At 61.0% G+C, this 17,690-nt stretch carries 18 protein-coding genes and 1 riboswitch; of the genes, 7 read left to right on the forward strand and 11 right to left on the reverse strand.

Annotation, left to right across the window (positions count from 1 at the left end; translation table 11 throughout):
- The coding region (locus tag GNZ12_RS29410; RefSeq protein WP_172315665.1) for a carboxymuconolactone decarboxylase family protein at positions 1–538 on the reverse strand (538 nt) is incomplete at its 3' end.
- Positions 539–656: 118 nt separating this feature from the next.
- Here GNZ12_RS29410 and GNZ12_RS29415 point away from each other — a divergent pair.
- Entirely contained in the window at positions 657–893 is a 237-nt protein-coding gene (locus tag GNZ12_RS29415) for a hypothetical protein (protein ID WP_172315664.1), read from the forward strand.
- Positions 894–1,029: 136 nt separating this feature from the next.
- Here GNZ12_RS29415 and GNZ12_RS29420 read toward each other — a convergent pair whose 3' ends face one another.
- The 7 genes from GNZ12_RS29420 to GNZ12_RS29450 all read right to left on the reverse strand — a co-directional run bounded on the left by GNZ12_RS29420 (position 1,030) and on the right by GNZ12_RS29450 (position 5,898).
- The gene (locus tag GNZ12_RS29420) at positions 1,030–1,218 is read right to left on the reverse strand and encodes a hypothetical protein (RefSeq protein ID WP_172315666.1); all 189 of its coding nucleotides are present in this window, start codon (positions 1,216–1,218) and stop codon (positions 1,030–1,032) included.
- 38 nt (positions 1,219–1,256) lie between these two features.
- The gene (locus tag GNZ12_RS29425) at positions 1,257–1,847 is read right to left on the reverse strand and encodes a TMEM165/GDT1 family protein (RefSeq protein WP_172315725.1); all 591 of its coding nucleotides are present in this window, start codon (positions 1,845–1,847) and stop codon (positions 1,257–1,259) included.
- Positions 1,848–1,861: 14 nt separating this feature from the next.
- Positions 1,862–2,043, reverse strand: a riboswitch (yybP-ykoY riboswitch).
- 71 nt (positions 2,044–2,114) lie between these two features.
- Positions 2,115–2,336 (reverse strand): DUF1289 domain-containing protein, encoded by a 222-nt coding sequence (locus tag GNZ12_RS29430; RefSeq protein ID WP_172315667.1) that lies wholly within the window; start codon positions 2,334–2,336, stop codon positions 2,115–2,117.
- A gap of 3 nt (positions 2,337–2,339) precedes the next feature.
- On the reverse strand, positions 2,340–3,617 hold the full coding sequence (gene dmeF / locus GNZ12_RS29435; RefSeq protein ID WP_172315668.1) for a CDF family Co(II)/Ni(II) efflux transporter DmeF: 1,278 nt from the start codon (positions 3,615–3,617) through the stop codon (positions 2,340–2,342).
- Positions 3,618–3,625: 8 nt separating this feature from the next.
- Positions 3,626–3,901, reverse strand: a complete 276-nt coding sequence (locus GNZ12_RS29440; protein ID WP_172315669.1) for a metal/formaldehyde-sensitive transcriptional repressor — start codon at positions 3,899–3,901, stop codon at positions 3,626–3,628.
- Positions 3,902–4,090: 189 nt separating this feature from the next.
- A complete protein-coding gene (locus GNZ12_RS29445) occupies positions 4,091–5,098 on the reverse strand; it encodes a DUF1571 domain-containing protein (RefSeq protein ID WP_172315670.1) in 1,008 nt (335 codons plus the stop codon).
- Entirely contained in the window at positions 5,095–5,898 is an 804-nt protein-coding gene (locus GNZ12_RS29450) for an anti-sigma factor family protein (protein WP_172315726.1), read from the reverse strand. Before GNZ12_RS29450 ends, GNZ12_RS29445 begins: the two co-directional genes overlap by 4 nt.
- A gap of 352 nt (positions 5,899–6,250) precedes the next feature.
- Between GNZ12_RS29450 and GNZ12_RS29455 the strand changes: the two genes are divergently transcribed.
- Positions 6,251–7,009 (forward strand): hypothetical protein, encoded by a 759-nt coding sequence (locus GNZ12_RS29455; protein WP_172315671.1) that lies wholly within the window; start codon positions 6,251–6,253, stop codon positions 7,007–7,009.
- 58 nt (positions 7,010–7,067) lie between these two features.
- On the opposite strand, the gene GNZ12_RS29460 is transcribed toward GNZ12_RS29455, so the two are convergent.
- Positions 7,068–7,580, reverse strand: coding sequence for a hypothetical protein (locus tag GNZ12_RS29460; RefSeq protein ID WP_172315672.1), 513 nt, complete (start codon positions 7,578–7,580; stop codon positions 7,068–7,070).
- 483 nt (positions 7,581–8,063) lie between these two features.
- Between GNZ12_RS29460 and GNZ12_RS29465 the strand changes: the two genes are divergently transcribed.
- Together GNZ12_RS29465 and GNZ12_RS29470 are read left to right on the forward strand one after the other, a co-directional pair.
- A complete protein-coding gene (locus tag GNZ12_RS29465; RefSeq protein ID WP_235993921.1) occupies positions 8,064–9,239 on the forward strand; it encodes an NHL repeat-containing protein in 1,176 nt (391 codons plus the stop codon).
- A gap of 338 nt (positions 9,240–9,577) precedes the next feature.
- Positions 9,578–9,952 (forward strand): cupin domain-containing protein, encoded by a 375-nt coding sequence (locus GNZ12_RS29470; RefSeq protein ID WP_172315673.1) that lies wholly within the window; start codon positions 9,578–9,580, stop codon positions 9,950–9,952.
- 65 nt (positions 9,953–10,017) lie between these two features.
- Here the strand turns inward: GNZ12_RS29470 and GNZ12_RS29475 are convergent, their stop codons facing one another.
- Positions 10,018–11,349 carry a chloride channel protein gene (locus tag GNZ12_RS29475; protein WP_172315674.1) on the reverse strand — a complete coding sequence of 444 codons (1,332 nt, stop codon included), beginning with the start codon at positions 11,347–11,349 and terminating at the stop codon, positions 10,018–10,020.
- A 219-nt stretch (positions 11,350–11,568) separates the two neighbouring features.
- Entirely contained in the window at positions 11,569–11,937 is a 369-nt protein-coding gene (locus GNZ12_RS29480; RefSeq protein ID WP_172315675.1) for an MAPEG family protein, read from the reverse strand.
- A 407-nt stretch (positions 11,938–12,344) separates the two neighbouring features.
- On the opposite strand from GNZ12_RS29480, the gene GNZ12_RS29485 reads away from it, so the two are divergent.
- From GNZ12_RS29485 to GNZ12_RS29495, 3 genes are all read left to right on the forward strand, one after another.
- The gene (locus GNZ12_RS29485; protein WP_172315676.1) at positions 12,345–13,559 is read left to right on the forward strand and encodes an MFS transporter; all 1,215 of its coding nucleotides are present in this window, start codon (positions 12,345–12,347) and stop codon (positions 13,557–13,559) included.
- Positions 13,560–13,921: 362 nt separating this feature from the next.
- A complete protein-coding gene (locus GNZ12_RS29490) occupies positions 13,922–14,788 on the forward strand; it encodes a TetR/AcrR family transcriptional regulator (protein WP_172315677.1) in 867 nt (288 codons plus the stop codon).
- 351 nt (positions 14,789–15,139) lie between these two features.
- The gene (locus tag GNZ12_RS29495) at positions 15,140–17,638 is read left to right on the forward strand and encodes an acyl-CoA dehydrogenase (RefSeq protein WP_172315678.1); all 2,499 of its coding nucleotides are present in this window, start codon (positions 15,140–15,142) and stop codon (positions 17,636–17,638) included.
- Positions 17,639–17,690: the final 52 nt, after the last annotated feature.

The following is a 17,690-nucleotide window of genomic DNA, read 5'->3' on the forward strand; positions in this document are numbered from 1 at the left end:
ATTCGTTGCCTTTCATGAACGGATCGTATTGGGTATGAACAATGTGATTCGTGTAGTTGCTCATGACCTTCGTTGCCACGCCGAGGATAACTTCGAGCACGTTTTGCCGCGTATATCCGGCGGCGAGGAACGCGTCGACATCGGCGTCCGACGCGAACCCGCGTTCCCGAACGACGATCGTCGCAAAACGGTGCAGCGCTTCAAGCTTCGCGTCAGGCAAAGGCTTGCCTTCGCGCAGCGCCGCGATGACGCCGGCGTCCATCTTGATCATCTTCGCGAGAGCGGAATGGCCGGCCATGCAGTAATGACAGTTGTTCTCGAAGTTCGAGGTTAGATAGACGACCTGCTGTTCGTGTGGCGTCAGCGTGCTTTTCGAAAAGAGATCCCACAATGCCGAGTAGCCCGCAAGCAGCTCCGGAGACTCAGCCATGTGCGACTGTAGGTTCGGCACGAAGCCGAAAGTCTTTTTTGCGTCTTCCAGGCCAGATTTTGAGGCGGCCGGGGCTGTTTCGATGGTGTACGAGCTGAAGGTGCCCATCGTCTGCTCCACTGAATGAAATTGATGATGAGCAGATGCTACGCGAGGCGCCAATGCCGCAGAAGACAGCGTTACGGCATAACGTTCATTCCTGGCACGCATAGGTCGAACGCGCTCCGTGGCGTCCGATTCGTCCAAGGGTCCGATCTCCGGAGCGGGTTCCGCATGCGCGAAAGCGTCGCTGGCAGAGGTGTGGAAATTTTCCTGCCTCGATGACACGACGCAGGTGGCCGTTTCCGGGCGCATGAAGTCCAACAGTACCGAAGTGCTGCGGGAAGCCGTACTGGACGACGCCGGCATTGCGCCGCGTGCAACGGACGATTGCACAGTGGCCGTATTCTGCGCGACGCGGTGAACGCTTAAGCTTTCGACAGTCGACGTCGGATGGCCTGCATGGGGGAAGTTGCAGTCGGTTGCTAAACATGCGCCAAAATAGCTCAAGCAGCAGGTACGACGCACGGATGTGCCCGACGACCGCTATTTCACCTCGCTCAGGGCGCTCGAAGTGGTCGGTACGGCACCGCGTGAGCAACCCGGGCATCGAGATCGACCGGGAAACCCTCTCCAACGGCCGGCGAATAGTGAAGCCGATGCAGGACCTTCGCGTCCGGCCGGACGCCCGGCTCCTGAAGAAGCGCCGCCCTGAGCGCCTCAAACACTGTCCAGTTCTCGATGGCCATGGCGAAATCAGGTATCCACCAGAGAGAAGCAAACCGCGCTAAAACATCGGATGTGCCGTCGGATAGAGCGCCGTTCTCAAGGCGAATCCACCGAGTACAACAAAGATGATGGCAGCAAGGATGTGAACAGCCTTCGTCGGCAGGCGATCGGCAAACTTATGTCCAAGATAGATGACCGGCACATTTGCCAGCATCATGCCCAGTGTCGTGCCTGCGACAACACCGAAGAATTCATGAAAGCGCGCAGCAAGCGCGATGGTCACGATTTGAGTCTTGTCGCCCATCTCGGCGAGAAAGAACGTTACAGCCGTTGTGCCGAAGACGCCCATCGAGTTCTTCGTCAATACCGAATCGGCGTCGTCCAACTTGTCGGGAATGAGAATCCACACGGCCATGACCGCAAATGATACGACGACGGCCCAATTCAGAATGTTGGGGCTCAGAATACTCGCGAGCCACACGCCCAGTGCACCCGATGCGCCATGGTTGATAAGGGTCGCTGCAAGCACACCGAGGATGATGGGAACAGGTTTGCGATAGCGCGCCGCTAACACCAGGGACAGCAGTTGAGTCTTGTCGCCGATTTCGGCGAGGCCGACCACACTGGTCGAAACGAGGAAGGATTGCATGGGATGTTGTACCCGGGCCGCGCTGAAAGAACGCGATGACGCGCATTCCGGCGACCCGGTTAGGTCGGAATGCGAGTCATCGGTCTTGCCAGGCACTTGGCTGCGTACGCCATAGCGGGTCTTTCGACTCGCCAAGTATGTTGACGTACGCCCTCGAACATGGCGTTCGAGGCGGCTACTCCCCAATGATCAGGCGCAATTCTATCGCGCCGTGTGTTACGGAAGCAAGTCGCCACGCCGGAAGCTCATGGCGGATAGCGACGCGCCCTAGATCGAGTTATTCAAAGTTGCAGCACCCGTGGGCAACGCCGAGGCTTCCCGCTGCAGCTTGGCCTGTCGCCTCGCCCGGTCGTTAATCACCTGATGGCGCCGGTGGTCGGTCATCTTCTTCCAGTCCCGAATTTCATCGAGGGTACGAAAACACCCAACGCACAATTTGGTCTTGCCATCGAAGGCACAGACATCGATGCACGGCGACTTGACTGCCATGGGTTAGGCCGCCGCGGGTGAAGGTTGCACTTCAACGGTGACATGCGACAGCCCCTTGAAGCGCTCGAGCACGGCGTGATAGAAGCGCGAATCACGCTCGGTTTCACCCGTTGCCACTGACACCACGGCACTCATGTGACCCGGACCCACCCGCCATACATGCAGGTCGACGACCTTGTCGCCACGATCCTCGATAGCGTTCCGCACGTTTTCCGCCATACGTCGGTCGGAGTTCATGTCGAGCAGAATTGCGCCCGTGTCCCGCATCAGGCCGTACGACCAGTTTGCAATCACCAGCGCGCCGATGACACCAGCGAGCGGGTCCATCCAGAGCCAGCCAAATGTGCGCGCCAGCAGGAGTCCGATGATAGCCAGCACGGAAACCGCCGCGTCCGCCATCACATGAATGTACGCGGACCGGATGTTATGGTCGCGGGTCGCTGCTTCATGCGTATCGTCGTGGTGCTCGTGCTCTTCGAATTCGACTTCGTGCTCGCCGTCCGCCATCCGCACGATGGCCTTGAAGGCGTGTGGCTCCGGAATGTCTTCCTTCGATTCCAGATAGCCGCCACGGTCCGCCAGCGCGAATACCTGTTGCGTCCCATCGGGTCGCACCGTCGTAACGGACACCGCGGAAGCGTCCAGTCGTGAACCCTCCGTCGCCGGTGTAATGCGGAAAACGGGCGGCACGCCATCCTCGAAGATGGAAACGGCAAACACACCGGACGGCGCGAAAATCTTCTGCACCTCGTCTTCATGAGCATGGTCGTCGTGACCATGACTGTGGCCGTGACTATGACCATGGCTGTGTCCGTGGTCGCCGCCACTCAGCAGCCACACACTCGCCAGGTTGACCAGCAGGCCGACCACCGCGATAGGAATCGCTTCGCCGAAGTGAATGGGTACCGGCGACAGAAAACGCGACACCGCCTCGTAGCCAATCAGCACGGCAATCATTGCGAGCACGATGGCACTCGTGAACCCTGCGAGGTCACCCAGTTTGCCGGTACCGAACACGAAGCGGGAATCGGTGGCGTGCTTGCGCGCGTAGGTGTACGCGAGGGCCGCAATCAGCATTGCGCCAGCGTGCGTCGACATGTGCAGACCATCAGCAACAAGCGCCAGCGACCCGAACATACTGCCACCGACGATTTCAACCAGCATCATCGCGCTGCACAGCGCAATCACGGCCCACGTTTTGCGCTCGTTCTTTTCATGACCGGCACCCAGAAAGATGTGGTCGTGCCCTGCGCCGAATGCGGCGTTTTTGAAATCACTCATGTTTTGCTCTACTTGAAATAGCTGTGAACGACTTCGATGAGCTGGTCAGTCGCACTGCCGGCCGGCTCTTCGTGCGTTTCCGCATCGACGAGATGGGTGCGGATATGGTCCTCGAGCACCACCGCCAGCAGGCCGTTCATCGCGCCGCGGCAACTGGTTATTTGCTGCAGGACGTCGATACACCCCCGCTCTTCCTCGAGCGAACGCTCAATGGCTTCCATCTGCCCCTTGATGCGGCGGACGCGGTTGAGCAGCTTCTGTTTGTCGCGAATGGTGTGGCTCATTAATGACCTCCGATATACCCTAGGGGAGTATAGCTAATATAGGGTGGAGGGGTATACCAATATTTGCGAGCGAAGGGTTTTTGAAAGCACTCGCCTGGACGACCTCGTCAAATAACCGTTTGCTCAGTCGGGCACCGCTGCGCGCACAATTATTACGGCAGCCTTTCTGTCGCATCATCACCCACGGCGTCAGTGGAAACCGTATTCGGGGTTGCGTCGATCGAAAATCGATTCGCTCCAGTGATGAGGTACGACGTCCCCGAAACGGATCATCTCCACCAGGTCGCCGCGTTCGTCCCACGCGGCTTCGCCACTTGGCCAGGGATGCTGAAGATCGAATAACAGTCTCACTCGTTGTGCATAGTGTGCCGGCGGTCCCGATGGAGCGGTCCATGTCCAGGCCAGCATGCGCGTGCCGTGCACGCTCACGACTTCGACCTGGGTCGGCTTTTCAGTAAGACGCTCGTCACAGAAGCTGCGGGCGTCGTGCTCGACGGTGCGCGCGATGAACTGCAGGCCGAGATCGCGGACACTATGGCGGGACTGTGCGCGCGCGAATGAGCCATTGATGGCGACCTTGCCCGAGAAAATACGCAGCGCGCCGCCCAGATGACCGAAGACGCTATCAGGGTCCCTTGTTTCGTCGTAGAGAATTTCCTGTCCCGCATGGGCGCCATCAGATAGCCATTTTGCGTAGACTTTTCGCGGAGTGTCCTGGTATCGGATAACCATGTGATCGGGCCGCTCGGCCCATCTGCCGGATACACGCTCCTGTCGAAACATCCGATATTCGTAAGCGTCATCGCGAACCATATCGAACCTCGCGTACTCGACGAAGGCGTCCGGCTTCATCGCACTCATCAGGGCAAGGATTTGGGCGTCGGCGAGAGACAAAAGTGAGTGGCTTTCAATCCGCGTTCGCAACGACGCCGCCTGTTCGCGAGCCGTGAGACAGCGGAAGTGGTTGATGTCCACACTCACGGTGTCCGGCGTGACGACATCGGCGCATCCCGCCGATGTACCGGAAAGGGCCGGCGTGACCGGGTTGGCCGATTGGGCGAAAGCGCTCATTGAGACAAACAGGCATATCAAGGCGAGCTCACACAGCAACGTCCGCACGGCTGCCTGCCAGCCCGCGGTGGACAGCGTGTTCCGACTTGCTGGATGATCGGAAATGCGAGTTCCGCGATGCATCATGGGTTCAAGCTGTCGCTGGCTTCCCGGCTTCTAAACGCCCGCCCAAGCATGCTGCATGCGTCGATTGCCATGGATCGCAATTGCACCGTGGAGACCAGGCCAGTCAGCGCGCATCCCGTCCCCCGACTTCCCCAGTAGAACGTGCTGCGATTGCCGTTACGAAACAGGCGGAATGCCGTCGCGTCCTTTGGAACCGCAGCGACGTACATCGTGAGCCTTGCGCCGGCCATGTTCTGATACATGAATAGCGCGGCGGGACCGGACTCGCCGGGCAGCAAGCGACCGCCAATCAGCGAATACCCATAGTCCCGAAGCGAAGGCACCGACAACCGCTGACCAAGGCGCCGTGACAGCCAGTCGACCAGTTGATCGCGTGGAGGTGCCGCTACCTCCACGGGGTGGCGTTGCTCAGGCGCGTACACCGCGAAAGCGATGTCGGCGCGCTCCGCGAACACGGGTGGATCGGTCGCGAAATTCGCCGACACCCAACCGGGCGACGAGCCGAGCGCCACGCCCACAGCCATGCACGATGCCGCCACGCCTGCCTGCCGCCACCACGGCACGCGGCGGCGCACGAGAATACAATGCGCATCGTCTCCCGGGTCTTCGAACAGTACGGTCAGCGCGGCTTTTTGCGCGCGATAGTTGCTCACGCGCGTGGCCGCCCCTGGGTCGGCCGCCAACCGAGCGAGCGTGGTTACGCGCTCCGTGGCGGAAAGCTCATCGTCTGCAAACGCCGACAGCGGCCGCAAATCCCGCTTGCCAAAACGTCCTCTCATCCGGTCGCTATCGTCGTTCATGGCGCGTTTGAAACTTCTCAACATGATGTCTCGTGACGACGAGCCGCGGCGCAGCGGCCATGAGCAGGATCGGTGTCAGCAAACGAGCTGGCGATGGTATTTGCGATACGCGTCAGCGGCTCGAAACATCCAGCGTCGACACCATTAATAAACGTAAGGCGTGGCCGCTATATTCCAATCAGGCGATCTAACGGTTTGCCGTGTCCGATCCAGGAATAGTTCGGACACCACGCCGCTACCGGCTCGGGCAGCCAACTTCGCAACGCCTTCGCGCCATCAAGTTCTGCACAAAGGATGGAATAGACGTCGCGCCGAATCGTTTAGAGGTAGTACGAACCCACGGCAGACTTCGATGAACATTCAACAGCAACACGTCATTCGTTTTGCCAACGCAAATCTTCTAGTTGCATCCGCTGCATTGTTCGCTGCGTGCGGAGGCGGCGGCGGTGGCGGCGGCAGCCCAAGCAGCGTGTCGATGATTTCGATCGCCGGTACGGCGGCAAGCGGCAAGGCACTCGCGAACGCGACGATTAGCATCGACTGCGCACAGGGCTCCATATCGGTCGCTGCAGATGCGAACGGAAACTACCACGCGACGCTCGGCGCAGTGACGCCGTGCCTGATCGCTGCGACTTCGGGCGCGACGATGCTGCATTCCGAGGCATTCGCTGGCGGCACGTACAACGTCACGCCTGAGACTGACTTGCTGCTGTCGTATCTCGCGGCGCAACTCGGTACGAATGAAAGCGGGCTCATCGCCAGCTTCACGACGAACACGCAGTTTCAGCAGACGCTGGAGAATCAGACCGACGTTCTGACTGCGCAGACCGCTGTCGTCCAGGGTCTGCAGCAGAAGTACGGTGTTACGCTTTCCACGCCCAATTTTCTGACCACCGCATTCACTGTCGGCCAACCAGGCGAAGACAGTGATCTGGAAGCGCTCCTTGCTCTCGGCGCAATCGACACAAACGGCGAACCGGACGCAGCCGCCGTCACACTCATGGCCACGACGGGGGCCGCGCATCCGATTACGACATCGCCAGGCACCGGCACCAGCGGGACCGGTGGGACCGGGGTGGGCGGCACGGGAAGCCCGGGCGGCATGATGTGAGACGACAGGACACCTCATGCCCTTGAGTCACCGTTCAACGTCTCCAGGTATCTTTCGACTAGTGCCGATGCACCCCGCCGAATCCGTGCGTCCCGCCGAACCCATGCATGCCGCCGAATCCCCTCGTACCACCGAAATCACGCACACCACCACCGGGGAACGGGCCGCGATGAACGCTCGCGCCGACGAATGTAACGTGGCCGTGACCCATCTGATGAAAGTGATCGAAGTGGTGAAAGTGATGGAAATGGTCGACGAAGATCAAGCTCACGCCCGCGCCAATGAATAGCGGCGGCCCCCACCACCAGGGGTCGGGATAGGGATAGGCCGCGACGGGGTACCACAGCATGCTGCCATCCGGGCTTTGCACAATCTGCCAGGTCCCGTCACTTTGCAGGCACGCACGTCCGACGACCTGCTGCATCGCCCCATCGATTTCTGCCTGCCCGACAACCGCGCGGCAATTCGTGCTGTCAACCGGCACGGGTGACTCGTCATAGGTTTGCGCGAGTACAGGCGCAGCGAAGCCGAGACAGACGAGCAATGTCCCGACACGAAGCAGGTTGTCCATGATGGTTGGCCACATGAATTCCCGACGTTTTCGACGTCATGCCATCGGCGTCACCCAGCACATCGGTGTGCTTGCATAAATTCACGCCGCGGGTGTGGCAGCCGTGAAAGCTTGCCGCCCGGGACGTGGTTGCCTGACGAGTAAACGATGGAGCACACCGGCTTATTCCAGCGTCGCACGTGTGACCGTTCACGCTGGAATATTTGTTCCCGCCACCCGTTTACTGCGCGCGGACGATTCAGTTCCGTGATGCATGAAGCGCGCCTCGCTTGCCACGCACCCGCCGGCAACGGGCCTGTGCTTGCCTGTTTGCAGGATTTGCCCCACCGTTGCTGACGCTGCGCGACGCGCGTTCGAGTTGCACAACAGTTGTCCTCGTACGCGTCTCGCAGGCACGGGCGAAATTCGCTAGCGGCGGCCTGCACGCATTGCGTGCAGCGACAACAACGCGCCCGCCCCGCGGCCTTCTTGGAGAGCCCAGTCATGAACCCCGTCATACACGGCTTCAATCCGACAATCGACCGGCAACCCTGCCAGCGCGGTGTCCGTGCAAAAGACCGCACATTGAAACACCTGCTGCTGGCTGCCCTGTACGGCGCCAGTCTCGCCCTTTCGACAGCGGGCTCCGCCCTTGCCGACGAGCTCACGCCGCTGCTCCCGCCCTCGTCCATCACCTCATCGACGGTGCCTGCCGATGGTGACCTCAATCCGTATGGTGTCGCGTTCGTGCCCGACGGATTCCCTCGCTTCGGTACCATCGCCCCAGGCGACCTGCTGGTCTCGAACTTCAACAACGCGCAGAACGCGCAGGGCACCGGCACGACCATCGTCAAGATCGTGCCGAACGACAAACCGGTCACGTTCTTCCAGGGCGCCCCGGGTCTTGGCCTGAGCACCGCGCTCGGGGTTCTCGAGGGCGGCTTCGTGCTTGTCGGCAGCGTACCAACCACGGATGGGACCTTCAAGACGATCCAGCCCGGCGTGCTGCTGGTGCTGAATCGAACCGGCGGCATCGTCGCGCAATGGACGCCTGCAACGGCGAAGATCGACGGGCCCTGGGATCTGACGATCTTCGATCAACGCGACCATGCAAAGGTGTTCGTATCGAACGTGCTCAACGGGACGGTCGTGCGCCTCGATGTAAGCGTCGACGACAACGGCATTCATCTCAACCACGCGACGCAGATCGCCTCGGGTTACCCGTTTCGCGGCGATCCGGCAGCACTGGTCGTAGGCCCGACTGGACTCGCCTACGATCCACAGCGCGACGTACTCTATGTCGCGTCCACCGTCGATAACGCGATCTTCGCGGTATTCGGTGCGGGCAATTCGCAGCACGACGGTGGCAAAGGCGTGGTGATCTATGCGGACAACGCACATCTCCATGGCCCGCTCGCGCTAGCCCTCGGACCGAACGGTCATCTGTTCGTCGCGAACGGCGATGCGATCAACAGCGATCCGAAGCAGCCGAGCGAAATCGTCGAATTCACGCCGCAAGGCCGCTTCGTCGCGCAGCTTCCTGTCGACCCCGCTCAAGCCGGTGCATTCGGATTGGCGTTCAGGCAGCCGGGTCAAGAGTTCGTGCGCTTTGCCGCGGTCGACGACAACACAAACACCGTGACCGTCTGGAAGGTGCCTTTCGAGAATGGTGGGCAATAAGGCGCGATGAAATGACGTGTAAAGCCGTCAGAAGCACGATCTCGTCGCCGTTGGTTTCGGCGACGAGCCGTTCGCCAGCCCCCTGAGTTCGCGCTCTGGAATCACGAAATCGAGACGCTCGAGCACTTCGCGTGCGACCTGCGCCATGCGCGGCCGGTCGATCACCTGAAGCCCGAATTGGCGGCGCCCGCGGCAAAGCGCGCCGATCAGTTGCGTCGGAAATGTCGTTACCGTTCTATTTATCCCAGCACATTCCGGAGATCGTATGCTTCTGCATAGTTACAATTGACTCCGCAACGTGCTCATGTGCGCATATGCAGGCGGCAAGGCGACACGACATGACTCATGATCCATCGACCGGACCACAATTTCGCTGGAGCGATTCGAACGACGCCCCGTGGATACCGTCAATGCTCGCGAAGGGCGTCGAAGTGAAGAATCTGGGCAAGGCGAACGGGCGCGCAATTCAGCTCGTGCGGTTCTCACCTGACGCCACGTTTCCCGATCACCTTCACACTGGCCCTGAGTTCATCTTTGTTCTGGAGGGCGAAGTGATCTGGAACGGCCGACCGCTAGCGCGCGGATGCGTCGGCGTGGCGGAAGCGGGAACGGTCGAGCGCGGATTTCGTAGCACGACCGGATGCGTGTTCCTGCTTATGTACGACCTCGATCAGCTTTTCGATTCGGTGCGGCCGGCAAGGGATTCACGCTGAGGATCCCATGCGACGCGCTTGCTAACCATCTTGAGATCGTTTCATTACAGCAAGGGCGAAAAGATCTATCGCGCTTTGCCCGCCCCACTCCAGTTAAAACCAAAACCGAACTGCATCGCCGGCACCCACTTCGCGCAGCCCTGAAAGCTCAACGCAGCGCCGCCGACGGCGAACAACACCGGAATCAGAAAGTCGTGGCTCACCCGGGTAAATTCAAAGACGAGAACCACAGCCGTTATCGGCATCTGCATCGATGCGGCTAGAAACGCGGTCGCACCAACAACGGCAAACGCCCCTGCGGAAGCCCCCGGCCAGAACAGACTCCAGGCTCCGCCGAGCACGATTGCCAACAGCGCGCCATTCGCAAGCCCTGGCGTCAACAGACCGCCTTCAGCACCCGCACGCAAACTACTCGCGGTAATCAACACCTTCAGCACCAGCAACATGGCCGCGAGACTCATCGTCAAGCCACCATCGAACGCCAGTCCCGCAGGCCCTTTGCCATTACCGAGCAGTTGCGGAAAGTGCATCGCCAGCACACCGATGATCGCGAAGTTCAACAAGGACAACACCGGCAAGCGCCAATCCTTCGGCGCCTCTGCACGCGCGCGCTTCGTCAGCTCGGTAAAACCCCATGCCGCAGCACCGAAAATCGGCCCGCACACCACGGACCACACCACCAGCGATGTACTCATCGTCAGCGACGGCACCAGATACTGATGCTCGTTGCCCAGACCGAATTGCGCGACCAGCGCCGCCACCGCGGATGTCGCCACGGCCGGCACCACGGCTTTCCAGCCAAACGTCCCCAGCAGGACCTCGAGCACAAACACCGCGCCGCCGAGCGGCACGTTGTAGACGGCAGCCAGACCCGCGCCGGCGCCGCAAGCGACCATGATCCGGCTCTGCTCGACCGATAACCCCGCTCGATGCGACAGCCACCCGGCCAGCACCGAGCCGATTTCGCGTGGTGCGACTTCACGCCCGAGCGGCGAGCCCAGCGCCACCGTTACGATCTGGAGCAACGCATGCACGATGGTGCTCAACACAGGCATACGCGGATCGTCGGATTTGACGGCCTGGCGAATGCTCACGAGCGGCCGCCCGAAGCGATACAGCAACCACCAGCCGAGCCCCGCCACCAGTCCGCACATCGTCAGGACGAGCACGCGACGCTCAGGCGCGGCATCGGTGACGCCTTGCAGAAAGCTCTCGCTGCTGATCACGTGCGTCACGCTGTAGCCGTCGGCGAGGTGCTGAATGCCGTGCAGCAGCAAGGCAAGCAACATGCCGCCGAGACCGGCGCCAATGCCGGTCAGCAATGTGACCGCGGCCATTGCCGCAAGGGGGCTGCGCGCGCGCCGCCGTGGCGCCGAAGTGTTTGATTTGACTGGCATGGTGCGTCGACAGAGGCGGAATTAGTGGGATGGCGGTCATCCTATTCCGCGTCGCAACATGAGTCCAATTGATTTTTCTGCTCGACTGATGCGTTATACGCATATGTGACACGCACCCGCCTGGGTCGACGGAAATCTAAACGCGTGAACCCATCCGGATCGTGGGAGCCGGCGACGCACGCATCAGTCGCCTCACCCCACGCTTCGCTTTACCTCAGTTCACCGCACGAAAAACATCGAGACCACACACGCGACGCCGACGAACCACACCAGCGAGCGCAACGACGCCAGATTCGCGACGTACAGCACGCCATACAGCACGCGCGTGACGACAAAAGTAATCGCCAGCCCGTTGATCCACGGGTTCGACCCGCCTGCCTGCCCTGCGACGACGATCGCGGCGGTAAACATCGCCAGTGCTTCCCACGCGTTCTGATGCGCAGCATGAGCACGCGCGCGCCAGCCTTCGAGGCCGGCGAGATAGGTGCGCGGCGCGCCATTGTCGTAGCGCTTGCTGACCTTCGCCAACATCGTCCATGGGAACGGCAGCAGAGCCACGATAAGCAGGCACAGATGCGGAATCGTCATTCGTCAGTCTCCTTGTATGCGCGGCGTGAATGCCGCGAGCCGCTGTTATACCCGCCTGCATCCGCCGTCGCCAACCTGAATCCCGCGAGTACCGCCTCTACCGGCCACGCGAAACGTGGAAGCCAGATTGACCGGATTGCCGCTCGCGATTGCGAAATTAATATTACAAATAACAAACAAAAAATCAAACACGATTAATACAATAATTACATTTACCAAACATTCCGCATGCAGCGAGATTCAGCATGAAATTCGCTCCAGGGATTAGTACGGATAAACGCCGGTTCAATCATGCAAGCGTTTAAGGGTCGGCGTACACTCGCTCGAAGCCCACGCCACAGGCCACACGGGGCTGCAGAGCCGCCCGTCGTCAAACACGGGTTATTGGAGACTCAGGAGAACAATCAATGAGCTGGACACGGGAACAGAGAAACGTCACGATCGCCGCCTATCTGGGCTGGACCCTGGACGCGTTCGATTTCTTTCTAATGGTGTTCGTATTGAAAGATATCGCGGCGGAGTTCAATACAAAAATCCCGACGGTCGCCTTCGGCATTACGCTGACTCTGGCGATGCGTCCAGTCGGTGCATTGATTTTCGGCTGGCTCGCCGACAAATACGGCCGCCGTCCCACGCTGATGGTCAACATTGCGTGCTTCTCGCTGCTGGAATTGCTGTCCGGCTTTTCGCCTAACCTGACCACCCTGCTCGTGTTGCGTGCCCTGTTCGGTATCGCGATGGGCGGCGAATGGGGGGTGGGCGGCGCACTGACGATGGAAACCGTGCCGGCGAAATCGCGCGGCATCGTCTCGGGTCTCCTGCAGGCCGGCTATCCGAGCGGCTACCTGCTCGCCTCTGTCGTGTTCGGCGTCTTCTATCAATACATCGGCTGGCGCGGCATGTTCTTCGTCGGCGTGCTGCCCGCGTTGCTCGTGCTGTACATTCGCGCGCACGTGCCGGAGTCGCCGGCCTTCAAGACGCTCGAGAAGAAAACGCGTCTGGGTCTCGTCGCCACGTTGAAGCAAAATGTCGTGTTATCGCTCTATGCGATCGTGCTGATGACCGCGTTCAACTTCTTCTCACACGGTTCGCAGGATCTTTATCCGACCTTCCTGCGCGTGCAGCATGGATTCGACGCGCATACCGTGTCGTTGATCACGATCACGCTGAACATTGGCGCGATCTGCGGCGGCCTGTTCTTCGGTTACATCTCGGAGCGGATCGGCCGCAAGCGCGCGATCTTCATCGCCGCGTTGATCGCGTTGCCGGTGTTGCCGCTGTGGGCTTTCTCGTCTACACCAGTACTGCTCGCCGCCGGCGCATTCCTGATGCAGATCTCCGTGCAAGGCGCATGGGGTGTGATTCCGGTCCACCTGAACGAAATCTCGCCCGATGAAATTCGCGCGACGTTCCCGGGCCTCGTGTATCAGCTCGGCAATCTGATCGCATCGGTGAACGGCCCGCTGCAGGCGAGCGCCGCCGAAGCGCACGGCAACAACTACGCGCTGATCATGGCCGTCGTGATCGGTATCGTGGCGGTGGTGATCGCCGTGCTGATTCCGTTCAGCCGCGAACGCCGCGGCATCGACATGACGCAGTCGGCGAAAGAGGTCGCGGCATAGCTTTAAGCGTTCGAACTAAACAGCTATTTCGCTGGCGCGTTATCGGGCACAATAGATACAAAGGCGGCTCGAACCGCCGCGAAAATAGCGCGGCAGCGCAGACGCAAGGCCAAACATAGGTAGCAAGCAATACGAGGCCGTTCCGATTTCGATCGGAACGGCCTTTTTTATTTCCGCGCGGTTTGACGTACCCGCGCGCATTGGAAAGACGGACCTTCGTCAGGTCTTCTAGAGGAGTTAGTCCACACAGGGCCCTTGATCGCAGTCCCCATCCTTCTTTATCCTGAAAAAAACGGCTGTTTCAAATAGTCATTTGAATCGCTTGTTTGCGGGCCGGATGCCCGGCAACTGGGAGACGCAACATGGCAGTTCGCACAACAGGCCGGCATGCCGGCGACACGAAGTCCCGCATCCTCGACGCCGCGGAAACGCTTTTCATCGAATGCGGCTATGAGGCCATGTCCCTGCGCCAGATTACTTCGCGTGCCGAAGTGAATCTCGCGGCAGTCAACTATCACTTCGGCAGCAAGGAATCGCTGATTCACTCCATGCTGGCGCGCCGGCTCGACCGGCTCAACCAGGAGCGGCTCAAGCTGCTCGACCGTTTCGACGACATGCTCGGCGAGCGTCTGACCTGCGAGCACGTGCTCGGCGCAATGTTCATTCCCGCGCTGCGGCTGTCGCGCGATCCACGCGTGGGCGGCAAGGCTTTTCTGCGCTTGCTGGGGCGTGCTTATACGGATCCGTCAGCATTCATTCGGGACTTTCTGAATGCGCACTACGAGTCTGTGGCGGTGCGCTTTTTCGATGCGTTCCAGCGTGCGCTGCCCCATCTGCCGCGTGAAGAGCTCGGCTGGCGTCTGCACTTCGCGATCGGCGCGCTGTCCGGGGTGCTGGCCGGCACCGATACCGACAGCCTGATTTCCGAGTTCTCGCAGGGCAAGTCGATGAACGACCTGCAACTGATCGCGCGTCTCGCTTCGCTGATGGTAGCCGCGCTGAAAGCGCCCTTACCCGACAGCTCGCAACTGGCCACGTTCGCCGCCGTGCTGGGCGACGCCACCGACGGCGCCCCGGAAGGCCAGTCGGAAGCCATGAACCCGGTGGCGGTGACGCAGCAAGCGCCGGGCGGGTTTGAAGCGTCGGCGCCAGCAGATTCAGAGGGCGAGCACCGCGGCGGCAACATGGAGGCAAGTTCGTTTCAGCCGGCGTTGCACGGCACTGCTTAATCTGGAAACCGCGCTGAAAACTGAGCTGGAGCCCGCGCGGGCGGCGCCGACATAGGCCGCCCGCGTGCAAACAACATGAATACCGCATTGCCGAGCAGCACGTCTAAGTCCCGCACCTAAGCAACGTGACGCTGTCGAACTACAAACACGACACGAAACGCGAAGCAGGCGCGACTCGAAAACCGCTCAGGAGCGCCTGGAACAGCGACTAAAAAACAGCTACAGGCAACTTGAAAGCGCCCCGAGCGCGCGACGCAGCAGCAACACCGCCAGTTAGAAGATCAATAGAACGCGAGCCGTCCGCGCCCCGTGGATGCGTTCGCACGCACCATCGAAACAGGAGGAAACGTCATGTCGTGGTTCATCCTAGTGCTCATCATTGCCGCTCTCGCGCTCGTCTACGTTCAGGCGCGCGCCTCATGGTGGCTTGCCTTCATGATCGCCTGGGTGGCAGCCGCGCATGCCAGCGGAGCAGCGGGTCCACTGGCGACGACGGTGCTCGCGATCGTCTTCGTGCTCCCCGCCCTCGTGCTCACGGTCAAACCGCTGCGCCGTGCGTGGCTCACGAAGCCCGTGCTCGACCTCTTCCGCAAGATCCTGCCGGAGATGTCGCCGACCGAGCGCGACGCAATCGAAGCCGGCACTGTCTGGTGGGACGCCGAACTGTTCTCCGGACGCCCGCATTGGGACACGCTGCTCGGCTACGGCCCGGCCACGCTCTCCGCAGAAGAGCAATCGTTTCTCGACGTCGAATGCGAGCATCTGTGCGATCTCGCGAACGACTGGGAAACCACCATGGTGTGGCAGGACCTGTCGCCGGCAACCTGGCAATACATCAAGGAACGCGGCTTTCTCGGCATGATCATTCCGAAGCAGTACGGCGGCAAGCAGTTCTCCGCTTACGCGCATTCGCAGGTCATCATGAAGCTCTCCACGCGCTGTTCGGCCGCCGCCGTTTCGGTGATGGTGCCGAACTCGCTCGGCCCGGCTGAATTGCTGATGCACTACGGCACCGAAGCGCAGAAGAATCACTATCTGCCGCGCCTCGCGCGCGGCGACGAGATCCCCTGCTTCGCGTTGACGAGCCCTTACGCGGGTTCCGATGCGGCCGCGATTCCCGACGTCGGTATCGTCTGCAAGGGCACGTTCGAAGGCCGCGAAACGCTGGGTTTTCGCGTCACATGGGACAAGCGCTACATCACGCTCGGACCGATCGCGACCGTGCTCGGCCTTGCGTTTCGCGCACTCGATCCCGACCATCTGCTCGGCTCGGATAACGAACCTGGCATCACCTGCGCGCTGATTCCGACCGACCACCCGGGCGTCAACATCGGCCGCCGTCACTGGCCGCTGAACGCGGTGTTCCAGAACGGTCCGAACTCGGGCAAGGACGTCTTCATTCCGCTCGACTGGGTGATCGGCGGCCGCGCGCAAGTCGGCAATGGCTGGCGCATGCTGATGGAGTGTCTCGCCGCGGGCCGCGCGATTTCGCTGCCGTCGTCGAATGTGGGGATGGCGAAGATCGCCGTGCGCGGTACCGGTGCCTATGCTGCGATTCGCCGTCAGTTCCGTACCGCCGTCGGCAAGTTCGAAGGCGTGCAGGAAGCACTCGGCCGCATGGGCGGCAATCTCTACGTGATGGACGCCGCGCGCCGCCTGTCCGCACATGCGGTGGACCTCGGCGAAAAGCCCTCGGTGATTTCGGCGATCGCAAAGTATCACATCACCGAACGCGCCCGCATGGTCATCAACGACGGCATGGACGTCGCCGCCGGCAAGGGCATCTGCATGGGGCCGTCGAACTTTCTGGCACGCGCCTATCAGCAGGTGCCGATTGCGATCACCGTGGAAGGCGCGAACATTCTTACGCGTTGCCTGATCATCTTCGGCCAGGGTGCGATTCGCTGTCATCCGTATGTGCTGAAGGAAATGGCAGCCACGCGCGAACCGGATCGCGCCAGGGCGCTGCGCGATTTTGATGCAGCCTTTTTCGGCCATGCCAGTTTCACGCTGTCGAACGTGTTGCGCAGTTTCGTTTATGGCATCACGGGTGGCGCGTTCATCGCCAAGCCGCGCATGGCGTACGCACCGCTGCTGTCGTACTACCGCGCGGCGACCCGCATTTCGACCGCGTTTGCGTTGCTCGCCGACGTCTCCATGTTCGTGCTCGGCGGCGATCTGAAACGGCGTGAGCGCATTTCCGGGCGTCTGGGCGATGTGCTCTCGCAGCTCTACCTGATCTCGGCAACGCTCAAACGTTTCGAAGACGAAGGCCGTCAGGAGGAAGATCTGCCGCTGGTGCGCTGGGGCGTCGAGGATTCGCTATACAAGGCGCAACACGCGCTCGACGGCGTGCTCGCGAACTACCCGAACCGCCTCGCCGCGGGTCTCGTGCGCGTGCTCGCCTTTCCGTTCGGCCTGCCGTATCGCGAACCGTCCGATCAGTTGGGCACCGAAATCGCGGAGCTGATGCAAACGCCGGGCGCTGCGCGCAACCGCCTGGTGTCCGACTCGTACGTGCCGCACCCGGATGTCGACGCGCTCGGCTATGGCGAGCTCGTGTTCGAGTTGAACCCGCGCTTCACGCAGATCGACCAGAAACTGCGCGATGCAGTCAAGCAAGGCCTGCTCGAACCGATGCCGCAGAGCCTGCCGCACCTGGCCGCGTGGACCGAAGCGGCCCAGCAGAAAGGCCTGATCGATGCCGACGATCGTCGCGTGCTGGAAGACTACGCACGGTATGGCGCGCAAGTCGTGAAGGTCGACGACTTCCCCGCCGACTTCGACATGCTCGCCAACTTGCAAAAGCGCAAGGACGCGCTCGAAAAAGCGCTGGAACTCGCGGCCTGAGTGCCTTAAAAACAACATCCAGGCGGGGCACACTCAGTGCCCCAAACTGGGT

This window comes from Paraburkholderia solitsugae (assembly GCF_013177695.1).
GTDB classification, from domain to species: domain Bacteria; phylum Pseudomonadota; class Gammaproteobacteria; order Burkholderiales; family Burkholderiaceae; genus Paraburkholderia; species Paraburkholderia solitsugae.